Source organism: Parapedobacter indicus (assembly GCF_900113765.1).
GTDB lineage: Bacteria > Bacteroidota > Bacteroidia > Sphingobacteriales > Sphingobacteriaceae > Parapedobacter > Parapedobacter indicus.
Map to the genome: position 1 here is coordinate 107033 of NZ_FOQO01000013.1, position 21408 is coordinate 128440.

Sequence of the window (21408 nt, forward strand, 5' to 3'; positions counted from 1 at the left end):
AAAACATATCCCCCCTACATGAAAATGTATTCAATTACATTTTTATGTAGGGGGTTGCATCGACTATCGTTTTCCAAAATGCTGATCTGCAAAATCCAGAAAGCGCAACCAATCGTACCGCGTCACATCGTGTTTGCCTTCGCGTATGTGGTAGCCGACGTCATTCATGATCGGTTGATGGATACCGGGCATTTCATCGGATTCCAGCCCTTTTAGGCCATATAGCTGGTAAACCGGACCGGCATAAAAGGCCCCCAGGTATTCCCCTTTGGGATCTGCCCATTGGTCTTTCACTGCACTGGCCACATAGACTGCCCGAGGCGCCATCAGTGCGATCAGCTCATGCTGATCGATCGGTCGCTCCTGCTCTTTACCCCGGTATTGATTAAACGCCCGGCAGAACCACGCTGGTTGGATGCTGCTTACCCGTGCGATGCTCTCTCCATATTCGCGACGCGACAGGGCGGCGCCGCCTTCGCCCGAGTCATTGGAAATGACGACCTTAAACCGCGTGTCCTGTGCGCCGGCCCATAAAGCGGCCTTGCCTTGCCGAGAGTGGCCCATAATCGCAATTTTATCGGTATCGATAACCGGCTCGGTAGCAAGGTAATCAACGATGCGGCTTGACCCCCATGCCCATGCTCCGATAGCCTGCCATTCATCCGGCGCTTTAGACCCGGTACCGTAACCCTCAAACAGGGATACTACACTGTAATCCTTAAGGCCCGGCCTATCGGGAAAGATATCGTGATAGCACATCGTGGCTACCGCATACCCACGACCGATAATATCATCATACGACCACCGGCTGGCTTGACAGCCTCGCTCCCAATCGGGATGCCCCGGCTCTTTGACCAACGCGAAGTTTTTGGAATATAATATAGTCGTGTCGTTGAGGGTGCTATGGTTGCCCTTGAAGTTATAGCCTACAAACACCGGAACCTTGCCTGTACTTCCATTTGGGATCAATAAAAACAACAGCGCTTCCAGTTCTTTTTTTCCATTGCTGAAAATAAATTTCACCTGTTTACTGGTAGCTTTTCCGCCCAATGCAGCCGGATTTTCAGTCAGCAGTTCATAGCGCACCTTAATACCTGCATCATCCGGCGTACGGCCATACATCTGCGAACTGAAAAGTTCCATCAATTCGGGGCGCCGCACGTTCTCCCACTGGCGTACAGATGTTATCATCTCCCCTTTTTGGGTAACCAGGAGTTCAGGCAATACATAATCGGGCACCTTTGACTCATCGTAGTTGATACCTGGCTGGGCTTGCAGTGAAAAGCTGGCCAATACGATCAGAAACAGTGTAGTTACATTTGTTTTCATTTCTTCTTTTTATAAACATACAAATTCCAAACTCAAATATCCTCCCAGGGCGTTGGCCGGCGCAACAACCTGCGGCACACCATTCCACATGTCGACCGATGTGGTATGAATATGCCCGGCAATGACGCCGATTATATTGGAGGCAGCAAATACCTCCCGGTGGAAATTCAGGGTTGTAGCGGTATGTCCCCCGGCGGGCCAGCGCTCACGGCGTTCCAGTTCGAAATTCCGGTCGTTTTCTGCCTTCCATTCCGGATGGCCACATCCAAATCCGACCGATCTTCCGGGTGCATACAACGGAATATGCATGGCTAATACAATGGGCAAATCCGTCTGCAAGGATTTACGGAAAAAGTCGAGCTGTTCCGGTAAAATCTCATAGGTAGAATTATCCAATACAACAAACCGGATGCCTTGGACGTCCACCGTGTGCATCAGTGGATTGTTTCCCTGATAGAGCGGTAGTAAACGCTTATTGATCCAAGTATCACGCAACGTATGTAACGGCCCCGGCATGCCCTCGTAGTGCCAATCATGGTTGCCGGTAGTATAAACATATGGAATAGCCGCTTTCGAAAGCTGTTGGGCAGCCCATTCGATGGCGGCTTCGGAAGGATAACTGAAAATATCACCGCCCAGCAGCAACATATCGGCTTTTTGCTCCCTGGCCAGTGCCAACGTCGACACAAACGCTTCCTGAGGAGAGGTCTCCGCCCCGGTCTGAAAATGATGAGTCCGATTGTATGCCTTAGCCATGCGGCCGCTGTACCGCGTGAAAGGCAACTCCCGTTCGTCGCTTTGCCAGAGATGAGTATCTGAAATGAAAAAGACGTTAACCGGCTGCTTTAATTGCGGGAGGTGCCATTGGACATGGTTTCCAGTCAATGAAACGCTGCCTTCTTTGGCTTCAAAAGGCCGGGGGCCGGCAATAATATGCTCCGGCAATGCAGCACCTATCACGCCAAAGCCAGCTGATTTCAGGAATGTTCGTCTCTTTAGGGTCATTTCGTAGCTCTTGGTGTGCTAAGCTACTAAAAATTCACCAATCAACAGTAGTATCCCGACACGGCATTATGCAGCAAGCCACCTAATCGTAACAAAGCTGTTCCACCGCAATCCGCTCGACGAGCGCATGGGCGGCCATTGCTGCAGAAGCAGGGTTCTGTCCGGTAATAAAGATGCCATCCGTCTCAACATGCGGGGTAAACGGTATGATGGCGTGGCTGAACTGGGCACCGGATGCTTTCAGCCGGTCCGTGAGGCCGAACGGCAGGTAACGGTGCTTTTTTAACAAGGCTTCTTCAGTATCGGTAAAGCCGGTAACCCGTAACCCGTTCAATACGTCCGGACGAAGCTTCGCCAACGACAGCATGGCCGTTACACCGTGTCCTACCATTGCGATGGGACTGTCATTTAAGAGGGCCTCATACAACAGTTTTCCCAATTGTCGATTATCCGACAAATCCCATAATGCTCCGTGTCCATCGGCTATATATAGGGCATCAAAAACCGTTGATCCCACTTCTTCCAGACTCCACGTGTTGCCCATTTCCATCTGGGCCATGAAATCATCGCGATAGGTTTTTACTTCGTCCGTAGCATACTCATTTTGCTCACTTAGGGGGTCGATGGGGGGCCTGCCGCCATTGGGGCTGGCAACAGTAATTTCAAATCCAGCTTCTATAAATGCATAGTATGCATCGGTAAACGTACTCAACCATACGCCGGTCTGTTCTTTTTCGTCTGCCAGATCAGCGTGGGATGTCAGGATCATCAATAGTTTCTTCATACGCTTTGTTAACGGCAAATCCAGTGCAGTGTTTACATGCGGCAGTAAGTTTTAGCATTTTTTAACAATTCCATGAAGAAACCTTAACCATACCGAAAAAATGACAGGATACGACCGACAGTTTTACGCATTGGCTGCCAAACTGATCGTTCAGCGCGGCAAACCAGTTGTTGCAGCACATTATTTACTTACGAAGAAAGGTATGTTTGCCGTTGCCACGTTGTTGTTGCCGTCTGATACATACAGAAATAACCGGTATGCTCCCTCTTTGGTAGGCGCGGTCAACATCGCTTTATCGACCGATGCGCTGCGCACCCGTCCGGGAATAGCCTTCGGCCTGCTCTCGCGGTCGCCTCCTTCTTTCAAGTCTGTACTTTCCGGCAGCAGCTCCCAGCGTGCCGTCAAGGGATCGCCATCCGGATCAGAGACGTATACATCGGTAACATAGGTCTGTCCCGGCTTCAGGTAAATAAAATCCAGTACCTTTTTTCCATCCAGCAACACGGAATCCAGGTGAGGCGCCCGGTTTTCCGGCCACTGTCCCGTCCATAGGTATTGCATCGCATCAACCACTTCATTTTCTTCCCCTGCCTCGGTGAAAAGCCCATACCAGGTGGGCGTGCGCTCCTGCTTTTGCCCCCACAGAAACACATACGATCCCAGGCAGTGTTTATCTGCGGCGATGGAAGCTTCATACCGGCTTTTATAGACCGCAGCTTTTTCGCTGCTGGTTTCTTCTACCGAGGCCTTCCAAGGGGTTTGCGGGCCTTCCCAATGACCGGTAGGCCCCCACTCGGTCACCATATAGGCTTTTTCCCAGCCCGTAGACCGGATTTTCTCCGGTACGGAGGCAAGCCCGCCATATACCTGAACGGAAATCAGATCAAGTGCCGGACATTTCGCTTTGATATAGTCGATTTCCTTTTGGTTGATCCCAGCCAGCATGGTGGTAACCAAATGATTGGGATCCTCCTCATGGATCATCTCCGCGATTTCATTAACCGCATCCCATACTTTAGGGTTTGAATAATGGAGATTCAGCTCGTTGCCGATACCCCACGCAAGCAATGCAGGGTGGTTTTTGTATTTCAACACGTCCGCCCGGAGGCGCTTCAGCTGCGCTGCAACAGCCGCTTCGTCGTTATAGTCAAATCCGTGGCGCTCGGTCGCCACAGCTAGGCCCATCGTTACGGTCAGCCCCAACCTTTGAGCTTCATCCAGCACCTGCTGCCCCGCGTGGGTGCTCCACGTGCGGATAGAGTTTCCACCATAGGCTTTCAGCCGATCCATGTAATTGGTACCGCCAGCACCCTTAATGAAATACGGCTTTCCATCCCGCAGCAGCGCGAAGCCGTCATCCTGTTTTCGTATCTCCACTTTGATCGGTTTGTCGGCTTGTGCCGAAGCACCCGGGACAATTAAGAATAAACTTGGCAGCATCCAACTCACTAACCTGGAAAAATTCATGGCAATCGATTTTACGTTACGTTTCTTATGTAAAAAAAGACCGGGTTGGGCCGGGTTGCCGCGATGGGTCAAAATACCGCGCCGCGACAAGCCCGTTCAACCGGTGCCGGTGCTCCTTCCGGCTATCTGAAATTCGTGTTGGCATCAATCTGTGTCTGCGGGATAGGCACGTACTCGCTCTGTCCGGGTACGAATTCCGATCCGAACACTTGCTGTGCCCGTCCGGTGCGCACCAGGTCGTTAAAGCGCTCGCCCCACCATTCACAGGCAAATTCGGCCCGCCGCTCGTCCAGGATCTGATCCAGCGTAACGCCGGTAATGGGCTCCATATCTGCCCGTTCACGGATCAACCGGAAAGGCTCGTCGCCATTTTGCCCTTTACGTACTTTGGCCTCCGCATTCAGCAACAGTACATCTGCATAACGCAGGATGCGGACGTTGTTGTTGGCGCCGTACTCGAGCCGGCCCTCGGTCATCTGCGATACGGGCAGATAGGTCTTGCCGTTGAAATACTTCGTACCAAACGGATTTCCATACACACGGTCGCCACTGGGTGTCTCGACATAGGTATCCGGATCGCCATCTTCGCCGCAGTATAGGATGGTTGTCTTTAGACGCGTATCATCGCCACGGTTTGTAAGAAAATTAACAATATCTTGAGATGGGGGAACCCACCCTGCACCAGAAATGGCACTTCCGCGCTGATCACCGGCCGGCCCCTGCCACCGGAAAAAGGTTCCCCAATCGATTCCCGGACGCACAATATCGCCGGCCGGAAGTCCGAAGTCTGAAAATTGCAATTCAAACAGCGATTCGTCGGACAATTTGCCCGGAAGCTTGAACAGCTGATAGAAATCGGGGTAGAGCGAAAACTTATTGCTTTCGATGATCTGGTTGGTTGCATCCAGCACTACATCCCAATACGGACTTGCGCTGTCATTGCCTGCCAGGTCGGCGGCTGCCTTAGCTTTCAACAGCAGCGCAGAATATTTGGTCACCGCACCCACATGGATGGACTGGTTGGGCCGGGCATCCTCCAGATCCGCCGCACAGGCATCCATTTCGTCAATAATGAATTGCCGAACCTCGGCAACGGTACTCTTCTCGATGGTCGTGAGCCGCGCGATGTCATCGCTATCCGACAGGATCGGCACATCGCCAAATAAGCGTGAAGCCATTAAATGGGCGTAGGCCCGCAAAAACCTCACTTCCGCCTGATATTGCCGGTTTAATGCGGCGTCCGCTGTATTTCCCGAAGGTATGGCCTCGGCAAAGTGGCCCAGCTCCGTCAACGCGCTATTGGCTGCGATGGCCAAACTATAATAACTGATCCACGATTGGTTGAGCCCCCAGTAGGATTGGATGGTTACATCCCGCTGGAAATGCTTGATGGCCATCAATTCGGGATTGTCGTTAGGGCTCGGTGCCCCCCGTTCATAATCGTCCTCGCGCACGCAACGGATGGAAAGATCGATCCAGTGCACCAGGTTGTCATCGGATGCGGCCCGGTACACGCCCGACACCGGCGCATACATCAACGAAAGGTCGGTATAATCGATTTCTTCAGATCGCTGTTGGTTTTCCAGGGGCTTATCCAGGAATTTCTCACAACCACTTAACAGGGATGCCATACCGATGCATCCGCCTACTACGATATATTGATATTTCTTCATGGCTATTTTACTTACTGTCATCACTATTAAAACGAAACGTTTAGGCCCAAACTATACGTGGACGATACCGGATACACATTTGCATCGTATCCCATGCCCGTAATTTCGGGGGTAAATCCATTATAGCGCGTGAAGATAAAGGGCCGATCGGCCGTGGCAAAGATGCGTACAGGTATCGCTCCCTGGATGTTAAACCGGTAGCCCGCCTGGATGTTCTGCACACGCAGGTAAGCACCGCTTTCAACAAAGAAAGAACTCGCTTGTAGGTTCCAGGAGGCCACGCTGCCCTGCGCCGACGGATACGCGTTCGTTGATCCCTCGCCTGTCCAAAGACCTTCGTAAAACGCCTGATCCATGTTCATCTGCGGATATTTGCGCCGCATAGCCCGGTTGAGGTTATGTATTTTATTGCCAGCAACTCCCTGAAGGGCCACACTGAAATCGAATTGCTTGTAACTCAACCCGATGTTAAGCCCGTAGGTCAACTTAGGCAGGTAATTTCCCAGGTTCACACGATCGGCTTCGTCCAGCTCTCCGTTGCTATTCTGATCCTTATACCGCAGGTATCCAGGCAATATGGGGCTTCCCGGGTTTGCCTCATTGTATTGCCGTGCAATCGGATCGGCATCGATCTCTGCCTGGCTTTGGTAAACACCGGCTACCTCGTATCCGTAGTAATAGTTAATGGGTTGGCCTTCTTCTATGCGTGCCGGAAATTCGGCCGACCATTCCGGAAAGCCATTCATGATGTTGGCAAGTCCTCCCAGATCAACGACTTTGTTTTTAAGCGTGGTCGCATTGACTCCGATGGAATAGGCGAATTCGCCGGCCTGATCTTTCCAGTCGAGTCCGATTTCCCAACCGCTGTTTGCTACACTTCCCCAGTTGCCGTAAACCCGATCCCACATAAATGGAATTGGGCGATCAAACGCCAGATCCTTGGTCTTGCGGTAGTAGTAGTCCACCGCACCGCTCAACCGGTTATCAAGCAATGCGAAATCGATACCTCCATCCCATTCTTCGACCATTTCCCATCGTACTTGCGTAAAAAATCGGCCAACGCGGTAACCGGGAATGCGGCTTCCATAGGTCGATCCCATACTGCCAAATATCGCGGAGTAGTTGTTGCCTGAGTTGACAATGGCATAGCCGGCGTTGGGCTGGATACCGTCGTTCCCCAAAAGCCCCCAGCTGCCACGCACTTTCAGCAGATCGAACAGCGACTGATTTTCCATGAATTTTTCGCGGCTCAGTACCCATCCTAAACCCAGTGACGGGAAATACCCCCACTTGGTTTGGTATTTGGAGCTACCGTCGGCCCGGAACGTGGCAGTAAGCAGGTATTTGCTATCGTAGTCGTACGTACCTCTTGCGAAGTAAGAAATTCCGGCATTGCGGAAGCCCCCTTCACCGTATCCGGTAGCAGAGCCTGTTCCTTGCGCACCCTGCCCTACATACCAGAATTCCGAAGATTCAGGCACGTCGTTCGCCGATACCCACGTTTCGCGCCAGCGTTCTTCACGGGCAGATTGCCCCAGCAATACGGTCCAATGATGGGAACCGGCTTCATCTCTGTAGGTGAGGAGGTTGTCGAGAATGTAATTGGTATTGCGGGTCTGCGCCGACCGCAAATAAGAGCGATCGCTCCGCTGATCGTTGTCAATATAATACACCGGCGTGTAGCCGATCGCATGCGCGGACTGATAGCGTTGGCTTAATTGTGACCGAAAGGTCAGCTTATTATCCCAAAAGTTAGCTTCCAAGTAAGCACTGGGCAGAATCTGGAATCCCTTGCTCTCATTGTGATTGTAGTAGGCCGTGGCTATCGGATTGTTAAACCAGAAACCTGTCGGAATGCCAAGGGAAGAACTGGTACCGAACTTAACGGGCTTGGCCAGCTCCAGGCTGGGATCATACACCGGATACAGCGGCGACGCAAAATAGGCCTGCCGGAACGCCGCATTATTCGGCGAAAATTGGTTGGAATTGTTCAAGTGGCCGGTAAATCCGATTTTCAGCCAAGAAGCTACCCGCGCTTCGGCCTGCATACGGATGTTATACTTTCGGTGATAGTTTTCCGCGTCCATGATGCCGTCTTGGTCGAGGTAATTGATTCCAAACGTATACGTGATCTTATCGCTGCCGCCCTGTACATCCAGGTTGTGGTTGGTGATCAGCGCACCCGACCGCAGCAGTTCGCCGTACCAATCTGTACTCATGGCCGGGCTAGCGTTTGTGCCGCCAAATTTAGACACGGAGCTTTCCACCACGCTGTTTTCACCCTTCGCCAGTGAATAAGCTGCGAATTGCGAACCGTCTGCCATTTTTAATACATTGTTGGGAGTTTGGACACCCACATAGCCGTTGTAGGTAACCCGGGGCTTCATGTTGAGGCTTCCCTTTTTGGTGGTAACGATGATGACGCCGTTTGCCGCTCGCACGCCATAAATCGCGGCTCCCGAAGCATCTTTCAATACCGACATATCGGCAATATCATTCGGATTCAGGAAATCGATGTTGTCCATAAACATGCCGTCTACTACATACAGCGGGTTCTCGTTGTTAAACGAACCCACGCCCCGTACACGCACGGTAGGCGTGGTACCCGGCGCACCGGAGCTGACCACCTGCACACCGGCTACCGCCCCTTGCAGCGCATCCATCGGTGTGGATATGGTACGCTTGGCTGCATTTTCCATATTTACCGTGGCAACCGGCGCAGTTAAGTCACCTTTCCGTTGGGTGCCATATCCGATTACAACCACTTCATCCAGGTTAAATGCCCCATCTGCCGTCAACTGCAAATTGAGCACCGTCCCGGAAATGGCAAATGCCTGGCGGACGTAGCCAACGGAAGAAACAACCAGCGAGTCGGCAGTTTGTGGCACAGTTAAGGTGAACGCCCCGGTTTCGGAAGTTGTGGTTCCGATACCGGGCGCGTTTTTCACAGTTACGGAAGCAACCAGCGGGTTGCCTCCTGCATCGGTGACCGTGCCGGTCACCACGCTACTTTGTGCCTGCACGAAACCATACGTGCAAGACAAAAGTGTAACCATAGCAAGTTTTAATAGATTTTTGTTCATGTGAATAATTGTTTTTGTTAAGGCAATGAAGCCGCATGAGCACCTAAGGCATCCGATTCATAACGGCAACTCCTGCAAGCTTCATACACCCTTCATTTTACCAGGATTCTTGTTTACAATCAGTAGGTCAAAAATAGCATACGAAGCAGGTAAATCGGAAATATTACACTACAACATTTCTACATCATAACTGCGAAATCTGATGATTTCGCTATATTTGTCCTACTTCAGCGTCACAACAACTGACGAATAAATCTATATGACGTTCATCATCCGGTTGATACCCCTTTGGTTAATTGTCCTGCCTTACCTAGTATGGGGGCAGAATACGCTGGGCATTCCCTTGGTTTTTAACTACAGCAAAGCGATATTCCAGGGCGGAAGCCGTACTTGGGATATTAAGCAAGATAGCAGGGGAATTCTTTATTTTGCCAATAATGAAGGGCTGATTACGTTTGACGGGGGATATTGGAAACTTTATCCACTGCCCAATGGCACAATCGCCCGTTCGCTGTATATCGATGGGAACGACCGGATTTATGTAGGTGGCCAGGGCGAGTTCGGCTATTTTGAAGCCTCACACACATCGCTACATTACACGTCACTGACGGAGCTCATCCCGGAAAAACACCGGAAATTTGCCGATGTGTGGAATACGGCCAAACAAGGTTCGTCGGTTTTTTTTCGGACCAACGACCGCATCTTTGAACTGACCAACGGCCGGATTACCGTACACAACGCTACTACAACCTGGCAGTTCCTCGGTCATTCGGAAGGCCGGCTATTCGCACAGGATCGGGAAAATGGGTTGCTTGAATTCCGGAACAATCGGTGGTCGCCGTTATCCCCGGAAAACCTGCTGAAAGATGCCGCCATTGCCGACGTCTTTTCCATCGGTGAAGACAGCGTTTTATTCGCTACCTTAACCAATCAAATGTACTTGTTGCACGAGGACAAGTTCCAGCTGCTGGACACTGGACCGTGGCGGGATCTGTATACCCCCTCGTTCTCGAGAATCAGTGACACAGAATATGCCACGGCAACATCCCTGGCAGGTTGCTTGATCCGCAACCTCGACGGCCAGGTAATCCAGCGCATCGGTGTTGCCGAAGGCTTACCAAATAATAACGTCTCCGCTGTCTTCACCGATCGAGATGGTAATATCTGGGCCGGAGTTGACAACGCGATCGCGGTAATCAGCTACAACAGCGTTGTCAAATATTTTCGCCCCAACCTGGAAAATGACGTCACGGGGTTTTCTACCCGTGTGTTTAAAAAGAACCTGTACCTGTCTTCTTCCAACGGTGTATACGTGGCTCCATTGGCACCAGATGCCACGGATCACAGCCTATCCCAGGGTAGTTTCTCGTTGGTTGCCGGCAGCGACCGAGGTGAAGCCTGGCGCCTGGAGGAGGTAAACGGTCAGCTGCTCCTTGCTCATAATGCCGGTGTCTTTATCATCAAAGATAAAACGGCCATACCCCTTGCGGCAGGTACTGGTTCCTGGATGTTCCTACCCTTATCTTCCGTGTATCCGGTATCCGATATCGTGGTGGGCACCTATTACGGTTTAGACCTGCTACATTATTCAAAGGGCCGTTTCCAGAAATTGGGCACCTTAACGGGGCAGCCCGATTCATACCGTTTTCTGGAACGGGATGAAAACGGTGATGTATGGGCATCGCATCCCTACCGCGGCATTTATCGGTTGCGTATTGCGCCGGACAGTATGCAATACGAAGCGCGTCTCTTCACCCAAAACGACGGCCTGCCTTCGTCTTTCCAAAATTATGTTTTTAAAATCGCCAACCGCATCGTGTTTGCGACCGAATCGGGCATCTATGAATTTGATACGGTCTCCCAACGCTTTGTCCCATCTGCGTCATTCACATGTTTTCGGGGAATCCCCATTAAATACCTGAAAGATGACGTAGATGGCAATGTATGGTTCTGCAGCGGAAAAAAAGTCGGAGTGGCGCGGTTTGCGGAAGAAGAAGCCAGCCGAGAGATCACGTTTTTCCCCGAGATCGAAGGGCTCAACACTTCCGGATTCGAAAATATTTACCCATATAACCGGAATAATATCTACATCGGCTCCGAAAAGGGCATCATTCACATCAACTATGAAAAATACACCGGCGACACTCCTCAGCCCGCGGCGCTGCTATCTTCCATAAAAACTTCGGGCAAAAAAGATAGTCTTATTTTTGGAGGATATTTTCCTTCGCAGATACCCGAACTGCCCCCTTCGTTCGACTCCTATCATTTTAAATACGGCTCGCCAAGCTTCGGCATACAGAACCATGTAACCTATAGCTATTGGTTGGAAGGGTATGATACCGGTTGGTCTGAATGGAGCTCGGCCACTGAAAAACATTACACGAATCTCTCCAACGGTAGGTATACATTTAAGCTAAAGGCACGAAAGAATCCGGGAAACGAATCGGAAATCATTGCCTATACGTTTGTGATTCTGCCCCCTTGGTATAAAACGGTTTGGGCAATGCTGGGCTATTTCTTTTTATTTCTGACGGGGGTTTACCTATTGATCCGCTGGCAGCAACGGGCGTGGCGGCTGCAACAGCTCGAATTCGAAGGAAAACTGCATCAATTGCGGTATATCCATCAACTGGAGATCGAGAAGAATGAAAAGGAGATCGTAAAATTGCAGAATGAAAAATTGGAAAACGAAGTACTACTGAAGACCAAAGAATTGGCCAATACGAGTATGCAACTGATGGAAAACACGGATGCATTGATCAAACTCAAGGTCGAAATCACCAAATTAAACCTACACGCCGAAGATGAAAACGACCTGAAACGAATCACTTCACTGCTCAAAGATGTTGAAAAGAACAGTGCCAACTGGGATCAGTTTGCCGCCCACTTTGACGAACTGATCGACGGCTTTCTTAACCGGCTGAAAACCGCTCACCCCGACTTAACGCGCACAGACTTGAAAGTTTGCGCCTACCTACGCCTGAATTTCTCTTCCAAACAGATTGCACAGTTACAGAACATCTCGGTTAGAGGCGTTGAAATCCATCGCTACCGACTCCGTAAAAAACTGGGACTGCCAACCGAGCTGTCGCTGAGCGAGTACCTGGCAACTATTTGATTCATTTGTTTAAGGCTCTTCCGCAGGCTCCGCCCAATCGTACGTCTTGAACACCCCTACCGGCAAACCCTCGTTGCTCCGCAGGTTGGTGGTACGCGTGTAGCTCCAGCCAAGCCGGGCATACGCAGGTTCGGGCACGGCAGCTGCCGTGAGCCGGACGGTGCTACCACTGATCTCCGCATTCGCAGGATGGAATACGCGATCGGCACCCGCCAGTTCGAAAAAGGTAGGCGATAATCCATCGACCGTTTTCAATCCCGATCCGGCATGCCGAAAATCCACTTCCAGCGTGTTGCCGATAATCCGGTGGCCTGCATAGAGGGGCGATTTTGGCTGGCCTGTCCGGCCATATTTATTCTCCAGCGCCAAAAAGGCAAAGCGCTTGCCAACGTCCAGCTTGTTCCTGGGATGGATGTCGTGGATATCGCCGATGTCGTCGTTGCAGATCACGCCACTGTTGGGGATCTGCTCGCTGGCCCTCTGTTGCGCAAACCGCATGTTGGGATTGGCATAGTTGACCTGATAGTCAAATGCCCGCTGATAGGGGCAGATCTGGGCAATGTAAAACGGGAAGTCTGCAGATTCGACGCCCCATAGCTTGCGCCAGCTGGCTGCCAGGGTAGCCAGTAGCGCCGGATAGGTACCAGGGGCATCCATATTGGCTTCACCTTGGTACCAGATGACACCGGCCACCGGGATGTCCCGCAGCGGATAGATCATCGCATTGAAAGCCGACCCGATGCGATAGGGTGCTTGGGCGTCTGCCCGCGGCGTGGCATCCTGCTTGAGCGCCTGCTCACGGATGGCATCATTGGCCAATACAGCGTCCCGTTCTGCCCACACTTCGCCCGTGGTGTCTCCCCAGCTGGCATTGATCAGCCCCACCGGCACCTGCAATGCCTCCACCAGCTGCTTGCCGAAGAAATAAGCTACTGCACTGAACCACTCCAGCGAACCGGCTGTACAGGGCTGCCACGTGGCAGGCAGCGTAGCTACGGGTGCAGACGCCTGTACCTGTGGCACATGCAGCAGCCGGATGGGCAGGCTGGCATTGGCACCGATCATCTCGGAAAGCCCCCCTTCGGTATCTTTTAGCGGCCACCACATGTTGGACTGGCCGCTGCAAACCCATACTTCGCCGATGAGGATATCGTCAAATGTGAGTGTCTGTTTGCCCGACACAGTAACCTGCTGAGCGTTAAAACCACCGTTGGGCGCAGTCACCGTATGCCGCCAGCTGCCGTCTGCCGATACCTGTATCCGGCTGGACTTCTCTTCCCAACTGCAGGAAATTTCGACGTATTGGCCCGCGGTGCCTGTTCCCGAAATCGTAAACGGTTTGTTCTGCTGCATGACCATGTGCGCCTGAAGGCTAGGGCCCACCGTCAGTTTTTCAGAGAGCCTGCCGTTCCCTCCTTCGGGACCGGCAGGCTCCTCCTTGCCCGAACAACCCATCGCACAGCACACTACAAGTGCGATCAAAAAGTCTGTCCGTTTCATGGCAGGGTGGTTATCAACACGAGCGTGTGGCCGGGAAGCGTAATCGTACGAGACTGGCCATTGCCAAGCTGGATGGTTTCCACACTTTCGGGAACCGCAAAGCCGTTGGCATCTACCGCGCCCTCAAAGGCGGTTCCCTGCCCGGCTGTAAACCGGTATACTTTTGCGTTGCTGAGCGTCATGCCTTGGTCGGCCTTTAGCTGCAATGTATACGCCGCAGCATGCGAATTGGCAATGGCGATGGTATGCGCGCCCGATTTTTCGGCGGCGATGGCCTGCAGTCCCTTTTTCTCGGGGATAGCTACCTGCAGCAGGTTCGACCCTGCCGGAAAATAACGGCATAGCAACGACATGGGATAAAACCACGGCCGGATGGCCTCATCTGTCGCCCCGCCGAAACGCTCTTCGCCCAGGATGTTCCAGAATCCCCATCGCTTCAATTTATCATTCTGGTCTTCATACATCGCATCGTCCATGTTCCAGAGGATGACACCGTTGTAGCCTGCCAGCATGTTCTGGATGACGGCATCGGCCACATCCACCCCATAAAAAGCATCGTAGACCATCATGTTCGAGTCGTCGCCGGCAAAGGGATCTTCCGCGATGCGGGCCAGGTTGGTAGCTCCGAGTTCCGAATTGGGATTGTACTTGAACCCCAGTTCACCCATGATCATGGGTTTGCCGGCAGGGGCCACTCCCCGGTAGGCCTCAATCACGCTGCGGTAACTGCCTCCTTTCACCTGGTCGTCTGTGGGATATGAATGGATGTCATAGGCCCCGATGCGGTCGCCGAAATGGGCGGCCGGACGGGTGATCCAGTCCGAAAGACTGGTATCGTTCCAGATGGCTACGTCGGGAGCAATGACCGTAATCCGGTCCGACAGTCCTTTCTGCTCCATCAAGGAAAAGATCTGGTCGTAGGTCTGCTGCCAAAGATCATAGTTGCCCCCGATGGACGACCAGTCGCCCGCGGGCTCGTTGCACATGTTATAATATTTCAGGCAGGTATAGCCTTTAACATCCAACAGGTATTTCAGGAAGTCGGTAGACCGGTCCAACCAGTCGGTATCCACGCTGCCGTCTTCCAGTGCGCGCTCTCCCCATTCCCCGTACATTACCTGAATGCCCTGCTCCTGGCAGAAATCCAGTATCCGGAACAGTACGCCCGCACTTTTCTCGGGATGATAGGCCCCGTCCGTCAGGTAATTCCACCCCTGGGAGACCATGATGCGTACCAGCCCCGGTTTAAGGAACGACACGCGCTCGCGCAGGGTGGCCCAATCGGCCTCCGTGAAGGTAGCATTGCCCGTCCATCGCTCGATGTTGTCATATCCGCCCCATTGCGGGCCAATGCCTTCGAAAGGCAGACCGGTAACCGGCGTGGTCTTTACCACAATGTCATTGTTGATATTTTTGGATTCAAGCCGAACGTCCTGGCAGGCAGACGACACGCCCGCCAGCATCAATCCGAATAAACAGCCCTGTAGTTTCATGAGTTTCTTAATTTGTGTGAATAGTTTATTGATCGGACACCTTGGTTACCTGTACCCAGTATTTCTTCGCATTTTCGACAAAACGCTCACGGTCTTTATAGATGTCTATCCAGACGAAGGATGGCGTGAGCTCGAATACAAATGCATGGTCGGGCAACGTAAGCTCGTTATTGAAGTCGTCCAGCTTTTCGGTTCCGCTCCCCACAAACCGGCCCGTGGATACGGTGCTGCCACCGGAGAAGGTCAGGGTGCCCTGGCGTGAGTTGCGCTTCCAGGTGCCTTCACCCACCGGGATCTTGCGGTATTTCGAATTGACATCGATGGGGGTGCGTGCACCGTCGGGATCGTCGATGAAGATGAAGTCGGCATACTGCTCATCGGGTCCGGCATGGTTGATGACCTTACCATAGGCATCGCCCTCTTCGGTAATGCCTTCCAGCGTAAACGTGAGGGTGTTGTCGTATTCGGCTACCGGTCCACTGCCATCCTGCTGCCAGTTCCACGCACGTTCAGCCATATCCGGATAGGCAGCGGAGCCGCCATATTCCGGCCATGCACCGCCGTATACCGACAGCGTGGTGATCTGCCAGGTGCCCACCAATTCGTCCGCAAACGGGACGTACTGGATGGTCCAGGCGCGCGTTTTGCCGGATTTGGATGTCACCGTCAACTGTGCCGTATGGTTGCCGTCAAAAATGAGCTCATCGCCTTCGGACAGTTCTGACTGCGCACCGTAGGAAAGTTCCAGACTTTTGATGACTAGCCGGTTGCCGTCGCCTGCCGTCGCATTATACATAAACGACACGGTCCCTTCGTTGTGCTCGTCGCGCTGGATTGTTGCGGTGCCCACCTGGTTTTCAAACACGATATCGATGATGGCCCGCTCGTGGTTCCACTGCTGGTCACGGACATCCTGCATGATATCCCGCTTGCAGCCGGCCAGCAGCAGCAGGCAATACGTATATAAAAGATACTTGTTCATTTGCTTAGTTTCTTGGAATACTCGGATTGAGATCAATTTCTTTCTGCGGAAGGGGGTAAAATGCGGCCTGCGCTTCCGAAATACCCGATGCGGCGGCACGGGGATCGGTCGCGGTAACCCTTGCCTTGCGCCGCAGGTCGTGCAGGTGCTTACCCTCAAAGGCAAGCTCAAAAGCCCGCTCGGCAAACACAGCCTCCCGGAATTGCGCGATTCCTAGCCCTTCAGGCAGGCCGTCAAGACCCGCGCGCTGCCGGATGGCATCCACCCACTGGTACCCTTCGACCGTTGGTCCGACCGACTCGGCAAAGGTGAGGGCAATGTCTGAAAACCGAATGAGGAAAGGACGGGTGCTGGATTTGACCCCCACGAAATCGGGATCCACATACTTGCGCGTGAGGTAATAGTCGTTATCCTCCCATGCCGATCCGTCGGCCTTCGTATAATAACGCTTGGCCATGAGCTGGCTTTTGCGCTTATCGCCATCGGCATAGCTGTTGGCAAACAGGTCGGTGGTCACAAACACCCCCCACCCCATGTTGGTCGCCTGGGTGTAGGTTCCGTCGGGATTGGGGAACCATAGGCTACCGCCGTTTTTATACGGGATGAACATCTTGTCGATGGATGAAAAATTACCCTCGTCAATACCGGATTTGTCCATCGACATCATGAAGATATGTTCCGGTCCTTCGGGCTTCCGCGTATCGTAAATGCTCAGCAGATCGGGCGACAGGCCGTACTCTGACTGGTCGTAAAGCACCTTGCGGCTCCAATAGGCTGCGCTGTCGTACATGAGCGTGACGTCGCGCTGCATGTCGCGGTACAGGTTCACCTGGCTCTCCTTGGACGAGGCGATGCTCAGGTAAACCTTGGCCAGCAGGGCCTGTGCGGCAACCTGGTCGGCCCGGCCCACCATGCGCTGCACCGGCAGCCGCTCGGCAGCGATGCGGAGGTCGGCAATGATGAAGTCATACAGCTCATCCATATTTGCCGCCAGCGGTGCCGCGGTTTGCGATGCCGCGGTGATTGTCTGCGTATGCAACGGCACCAACCCGAACGTTTGCGCCAGGTAATAGTAATTCCAGGCACGCAGGAAATGGGCCTCGCCCAGTACACGCGATTTAAAATCGTCGGGCAAGTTGCTGGCCGCGATGTTGTCGATCACGGCATTGGCCCGGTTGATGGCAATATAGCCGTATTTATAAAAGAGCTCCAGCTGTTCGTTTTCACTGAACAGTTGGTAATCCCACCGGTTGATCTCCTGGGAGCCGAACCCTTCTTCGCCCTTGACGTCGCAGGTCTCTGTGGCCAGCTCGTGAATGTAGAAAATGGCGCGTACGTACTCGTTGTACGAGAAGGTATTGTATGCATAGTACAGGGCCGACTCCGCGTCTTCCACGGTACGGTAAAAATTGTCTTCGGAATAAAACCCGTATGGTTCTTCCTCCAGGCTGCACCCGCCGAGGCAAAGGCCCAGCGACAGCATTAATATATACAAGTATTTGCTCATGATCGATTGCGTGTTAAAGGGTGAAATCTATTCCAAACGTGAAGGTCCGCAGTTTCGGGTACCCACCACCGTACCGCCCATTGAGCGGCACCTCAGGGTCATAACCCTCGAAAGAACTGAACGTAAACAGGTTTTCCGCATTCACCGAAAGCCGTGCCTGCTGGATCCACGATGCATGCGGGAAGCGCAGGGTGTATCCGAGGTTGACATTCTGGACACGCAGGAAACTCCCGTCTTTGACAAACCAGTCTGAAGTATAGTACAGCCTGCCTTGCCGCGCACTGGGATACTGCTGGGTGGGGTTGTCGGGTGTCCACCGCAGCGGTACATACATGGCGGAATTATACATACCGCTCCAAAGCACGTCGTTGCCGAATACGCCATTGAGGAATACACTCACGTCAAAATTCTTGTAGCGCGACCGTAGGTTGAGGCTCGCCAGGAAGTCGGGATTGGGATCACGGATGACGGTGCGGTCGCGCGTGTCGAACACCCCGTCCTGGCTCAGATCCATATACCGGTATTCGCCCGCCCCGGCTTCTGCACCCTGCAGCCCGGCAGCAGCGCCCTCCGCGGCAGATTGCAGGATGCCGTTTACGCGGTATCCGTAGAATACGTTGACCGGCATCCCCACGGCCAGGATATTGGGCGAGGGTTCCCGGAACGGGTCCACCCCGTTGCCGTAGTACTCGTACTGCACGCCCGAAAGGTAGTCGGTATTCAGACCCGAGGTAATGGCGTCGCCCAGGCTCACTACCTTATTTACGTTGCGCGAAAAGATGAACGTGCCGGAAAAATCCCAATCACGTGTGCGTACGATGTCTGCATCGACCGTCAACTCCACACCGCGGTTCGCAATCTCCCCGTCGTTTACCCACATGCGGTCATATCCCGAACTGAGGGCGAGGTACCGCTCCCGCAGCAGATCGAACGTATGCTTGTCGTAATAATCAGCGGTAAGCCGCAACCGGTTCCGCAGGAAAGAAACGTCAAGTCCGAGGTTGTATTGCGCAGTGGTTTCCCATTTCAGGTCGCGGTTAGGGATGCCTCCCCATTCTTTGTACCTACCGCCCACGCCGGTGAAACCGATGACATAGCCGGGGCCGATGGCGGTATTCCAGGCACCGTCCGTAAAGAAGGTTTCAATGCCGTAACGGCTGAGGGTCTGGTAAGGGGAGATGCCCTGGTTGCCAGATATACCATAGCTGGCACGGAGCTTCAGCTCGTCAAAAATGCCAAGGTCTTTGATGAAGTCTTCTTCGTGCAGCTTCCAGCTGAGTGCACCCGAAGGGAAATAGGCCCACTTGTGGTTGGCACTGAATTTGGATGAACCATCGGCACGCAGGGTTAAGGTAAGCAGGTACCGGTCTTTATAGGCATAATTCATACGGCCGAAAAACGACAGCAGTTTGGTCAGCGTCTGCCCGTTGGTATGCCGGTTGAGTTCGGGTGCACCCGATGCCATATTTTCGTTGTTCAAGGCTCCGTTTTTGAAATTGTAGGATTCCAGTGCCGAGGAGCGTGCCAACGAATATTCGTAGGAATGGCCCAGCATGGCGGTGAGGGCATGATCTTTGCCAAAGGCCTTGTCGTACGTCAGGTACGTATCTGCGGTATATACCTGCCCCATCCAGTTGTCCAGGAATGCCGCTCCTTTGTTGTTGGTACCGGTTTCGGTGTATACATCGGGTTCATACCGGTCCGTGATGGACGCGCCATACTTATAATTGAACTGCGACCGCAGGTTCAGCCCGTCAACTACATCCAGGTCGAGTAGCCAGGAAGAGATAAAATCCGTACCCTTGTTGATGCTTTTCCGGTGGTCGGTCCACGCGAGGGGATGCTCGTAGTCGGCCGCACCGGCCAGAAAGTACCCTCCCGCTTCGTCGTACACCGGCCACAGCGGATTACGCCAGTAGGGAAGCCCGCTGTTGGCCGTCCGGGTATCGCGCGAGAGGTTATTGAATGCGCTAACCGTCAGCCGCTTGCTGATTTCATGTTTGATGTTCAGGTTCAGGATCTGCTTGTTGTATGCGTCTTTAATGTACACGCCATCCTGCGCGAAGTTGTTGGCACTGAGATTGAATGACGTTTTGTCGTTGGCATTGGCCAGGGACACGGTAGTCGTATGGGTAAGGGCATTGTCCCGGAAAACAACGTCTGCCCAATCGGTGAAATGGGGCCATGTGCCGTCCTGTATTTCCCGCACCGAGGGATAGTAGATGCCCGTAGAATTGACCGCTCCGACGTAGAGCGGAGGCATGCCCCCATTGATCTTGGCTTCGTTATCCAGCTGGGCCATGAGGGCCGGATCCGTCCATTGGATAATGTCTGACGCAAACTGCGACAGCGTGGTCTGGTGTTTGGCATTGATTTCCGTTTTGCCGGCAGCGGCTTTGCGCGTGGTGACCATAATCACACCGTTGGCGCCGCGTGACCCATAAATGGAGGATGCCGAAGCATCTTTCATCACTTCGATCGATACAATATCTGCGGGGTTGATCTGCTTGAGATTACCCGCGTCGCCAAGGGGAAATCCGTCAACCACCAACAGGGGAGCATTGGATCCCCGCAACGAACTGCCTCCACGTATGCGTACCGTGGTGCCCGCACCGGGATCCTGAGATGTTTTGACGATCTGCAGGCCGGATGCACGTCCCTGCAACAGATTCTCAATGGAGTTGGCGGGGATATCCTTGAAATCCTGCGTTTGCACCGAGGCAACCGACCCTGTGAGGTCTTTTTTCTTGACGGCGCCGTAGCCCACTACCACAACTTCATCGAGGTCGCTCACTGTAGCCTGCAGTACGACATCGAGGGTCGTTAACCCGGCTACGGCATATTCCCGGGACTCAAACCCCACCATCCGAAAGGATATCTGCTGGCCTCCCGACGGTACGGTGAGGACATACACCCCGTTTTCGTCGGAAGTAGTTGCGGCCGTCGTACCGGGGATGCGCACCGTCACGCCCGCAAGGGGTTGCCCATCACCGTCCGTGATGGTGCCGCGCAGGGTCTGTTGCTGCATTTCAGCGACGGCCGTTTCGCTCCCCGGCGTACGATGACCGAACGCCCGATTGTCTTTGGCCTTGATCAGGATGTTGGTATGCGCTACCGTATAGGTAAGGGCAAGTGGTGTCAGGACTTTATTGAGGAAGTCTTTCAGCGGCATGTCGGTTGCTTCGATCGTAATCGGCTCCGCCGCATGGACCAACCGATCGTTATACATCACCCAATATCCGGTCTGCTTTTCGATGGCCGAAAATACGTCTTCAATGGGTTGCCGTTTGACGTGCAACGTGATCGTCTGCGACAAGGAAGCAGCACTCACGTGCAGAAATCCGAGGAGTACGAACAGCGTGGTTATCCGCATCACAAGTAATAATTGGTTGAGCACTGTGGGAATTTTTAGCCCACAGCGTGACATTACATAATTTATCATTAAATTTGTTTGTTTGGATAGTTTA

The 21408-nt window shown here is 53.0% G+C and carries 12 protein-coding genes; 1 reads left to right on the forward strand and 11 read right to left on the reverse strand.

Annotated features, from left to right (window positions below):
• Window positions 1-63 precede the first annotated feature (63 nt).
• From BMZ56_RS22435 to BMZ56_RS22460, 6 genes are all read right to left on the reverse strand, one after another.
• Window positions 64-1329, reverse strand: coding sequence for an alpha/beta hydrolase family protein (locus BMZ56_RS22435; protein ID WP_090631244.1), 1266 nt, complete (start codon window positions 1327-1329; stop codon window positions 64-66).
• Window positions 1330-1338: 9 nt separating this feature from the next.
• Entirely contained in the window at window positions 1339-2334 is a 996-nt protein-coding gene (locus tag BMZ56_RS22440) for a metallophosphoesterase family protein (protein ID WP_090631247.1), read from the reverse strand.
• An 82-nt stretch (window positions 2335-2416) separates the two neighbouring features.
• Complete coding sequence (locus BMZ56_RS22445; protein WP_090631249.1) at window positions 2417-3118, reverse strand: type 1 glutamine amidotransferase domain-containing protein; 702 nt, start codon at window positions 3116-3118, stop codon at window positions 2417-2419.
• Window positions 3119-3298: 180 nt separating this feature from the next.
• Complete coding sequence (locus BMZ56_RS22450; RefSeq protein ID WP_218146642.1) at window positions 3299-4585, reverse strand: glycoside hydrolase family 2 TIM barrel-domain containing protein; 1287 nt, start codon at window positions 4583-4585, stop codon at window positions 3299-3301.
• A 122-nt stretch (window positions 4586-4707) separates the two neighbouring features.
• A complete protein-coding gene (locus BMZ56_RS22455; RefSeq protein ID WP_090631254.1) occupies window positions 4708-6258 on the reverse strand; it encodes a RagB/SusD family nutrient uptake outer membrane protein in 1551 nt (516 codons plus the stop codon).
• A gap of 26 nt (window positions 6259-6284) precedes the next feature.
• Entirely contained in the window at window positions 6285-9341 is a 3057-nt protein-coding gene (locus tag BMZ56_RS22460) for a SusC/RagA family TonB-linked outer membrane protein (RefSeq protein WP_090631257.1), read from the reverse strand.
• A 259-nt stretch (window positions 9342-9600) separates the two neighbouring features.
• Between BMZ56_RS22460 and BMZ56_RS22465 the strand changes: the two genes are divergently transcribed.
• Window positions 9601-12459 carry a triple tyrosine motif-containing protein gene (locus BMZ56_RS22465; RefSeq protein WP_090631260.1) on the forward strand — a complete coding sequence of 953 codons (2859 nt, stop codon included), beginning with the start codon at window positions 9601-9603 and terminating at the stop codon, window positions 12457-12459.
• 9 nt (window positions 12460-12468) lie between these two features.
• On the opposite strand, the gene BMZ56_RS22470 is transcribed toward BMZ56_RS22465, so the two are convergent.
• From BMZ56_RS22470 to BMZ56_RS22490, 5 genes are read right to left on the reverse strand one after another with little or no spacing between them, the layout of a single operon-like run.
• Window positions 12469-13959, reverse strand: coding sequence for a sialate O-acetylesterase (locus BMZ56_RS22470; RefSeq protein WP_090631262.1), 1491 nt, complete (start codon window positions 13957-13959; stop codon window positions 12469-12471).
• A complete protein-coding gene (locus tag BMZ56_RS22475) occupies window positions 13956-15452 on the reverse strand; it encodes a hypothetical protein (RefSeq protein WP_143073000.1) in 1497 nt (498 codons plus the stop codon). Before BMZ56_RS22475 ends, BMZ56_RS22470 begins: the two co-directional genes overlap by 4 nt.
• A 25-nt stretch (window positions 15453-15477) precedes the next feature.
• Window positions 15478-16434 carry a hypothetical protein gene (locus BMZ56_RS22480; protein ID WP_090631268.1) on the reverse strand — a complete coding sequence of 319 codons (957 nt, stop codon included), beginning with the start codon at window positions 16432-16434 and terminating at the stop codon, window positions 15478-15480.
• Window positions 16435-16438: 4 nt separating this feature from the next.
• A complete protein-coding gene (locus tag BMZ56_RS22485; protein WP_090631270.1) occupies window positions 16439-17941 on the reverse strand; it encodes a RagB/SusD family nutrient uptake outer membrane protein in 1503 nt (500 codons plus the stop codon).
• A 13-nt stretch (window positions 17942-17954) separates the two neighbouring features.
• Entirely contained in the window at window positions 17955-21383 is a 3429-nt protein-coding gene (locus BMZ56_RS22490; RefSeq protein WP_218146643.1) for a SusC/RagA family TonB-linked outer membrane protein, read from the reverse strand.
• Window positions 21384-21408 lie beyond the last annotated feature (25 nt).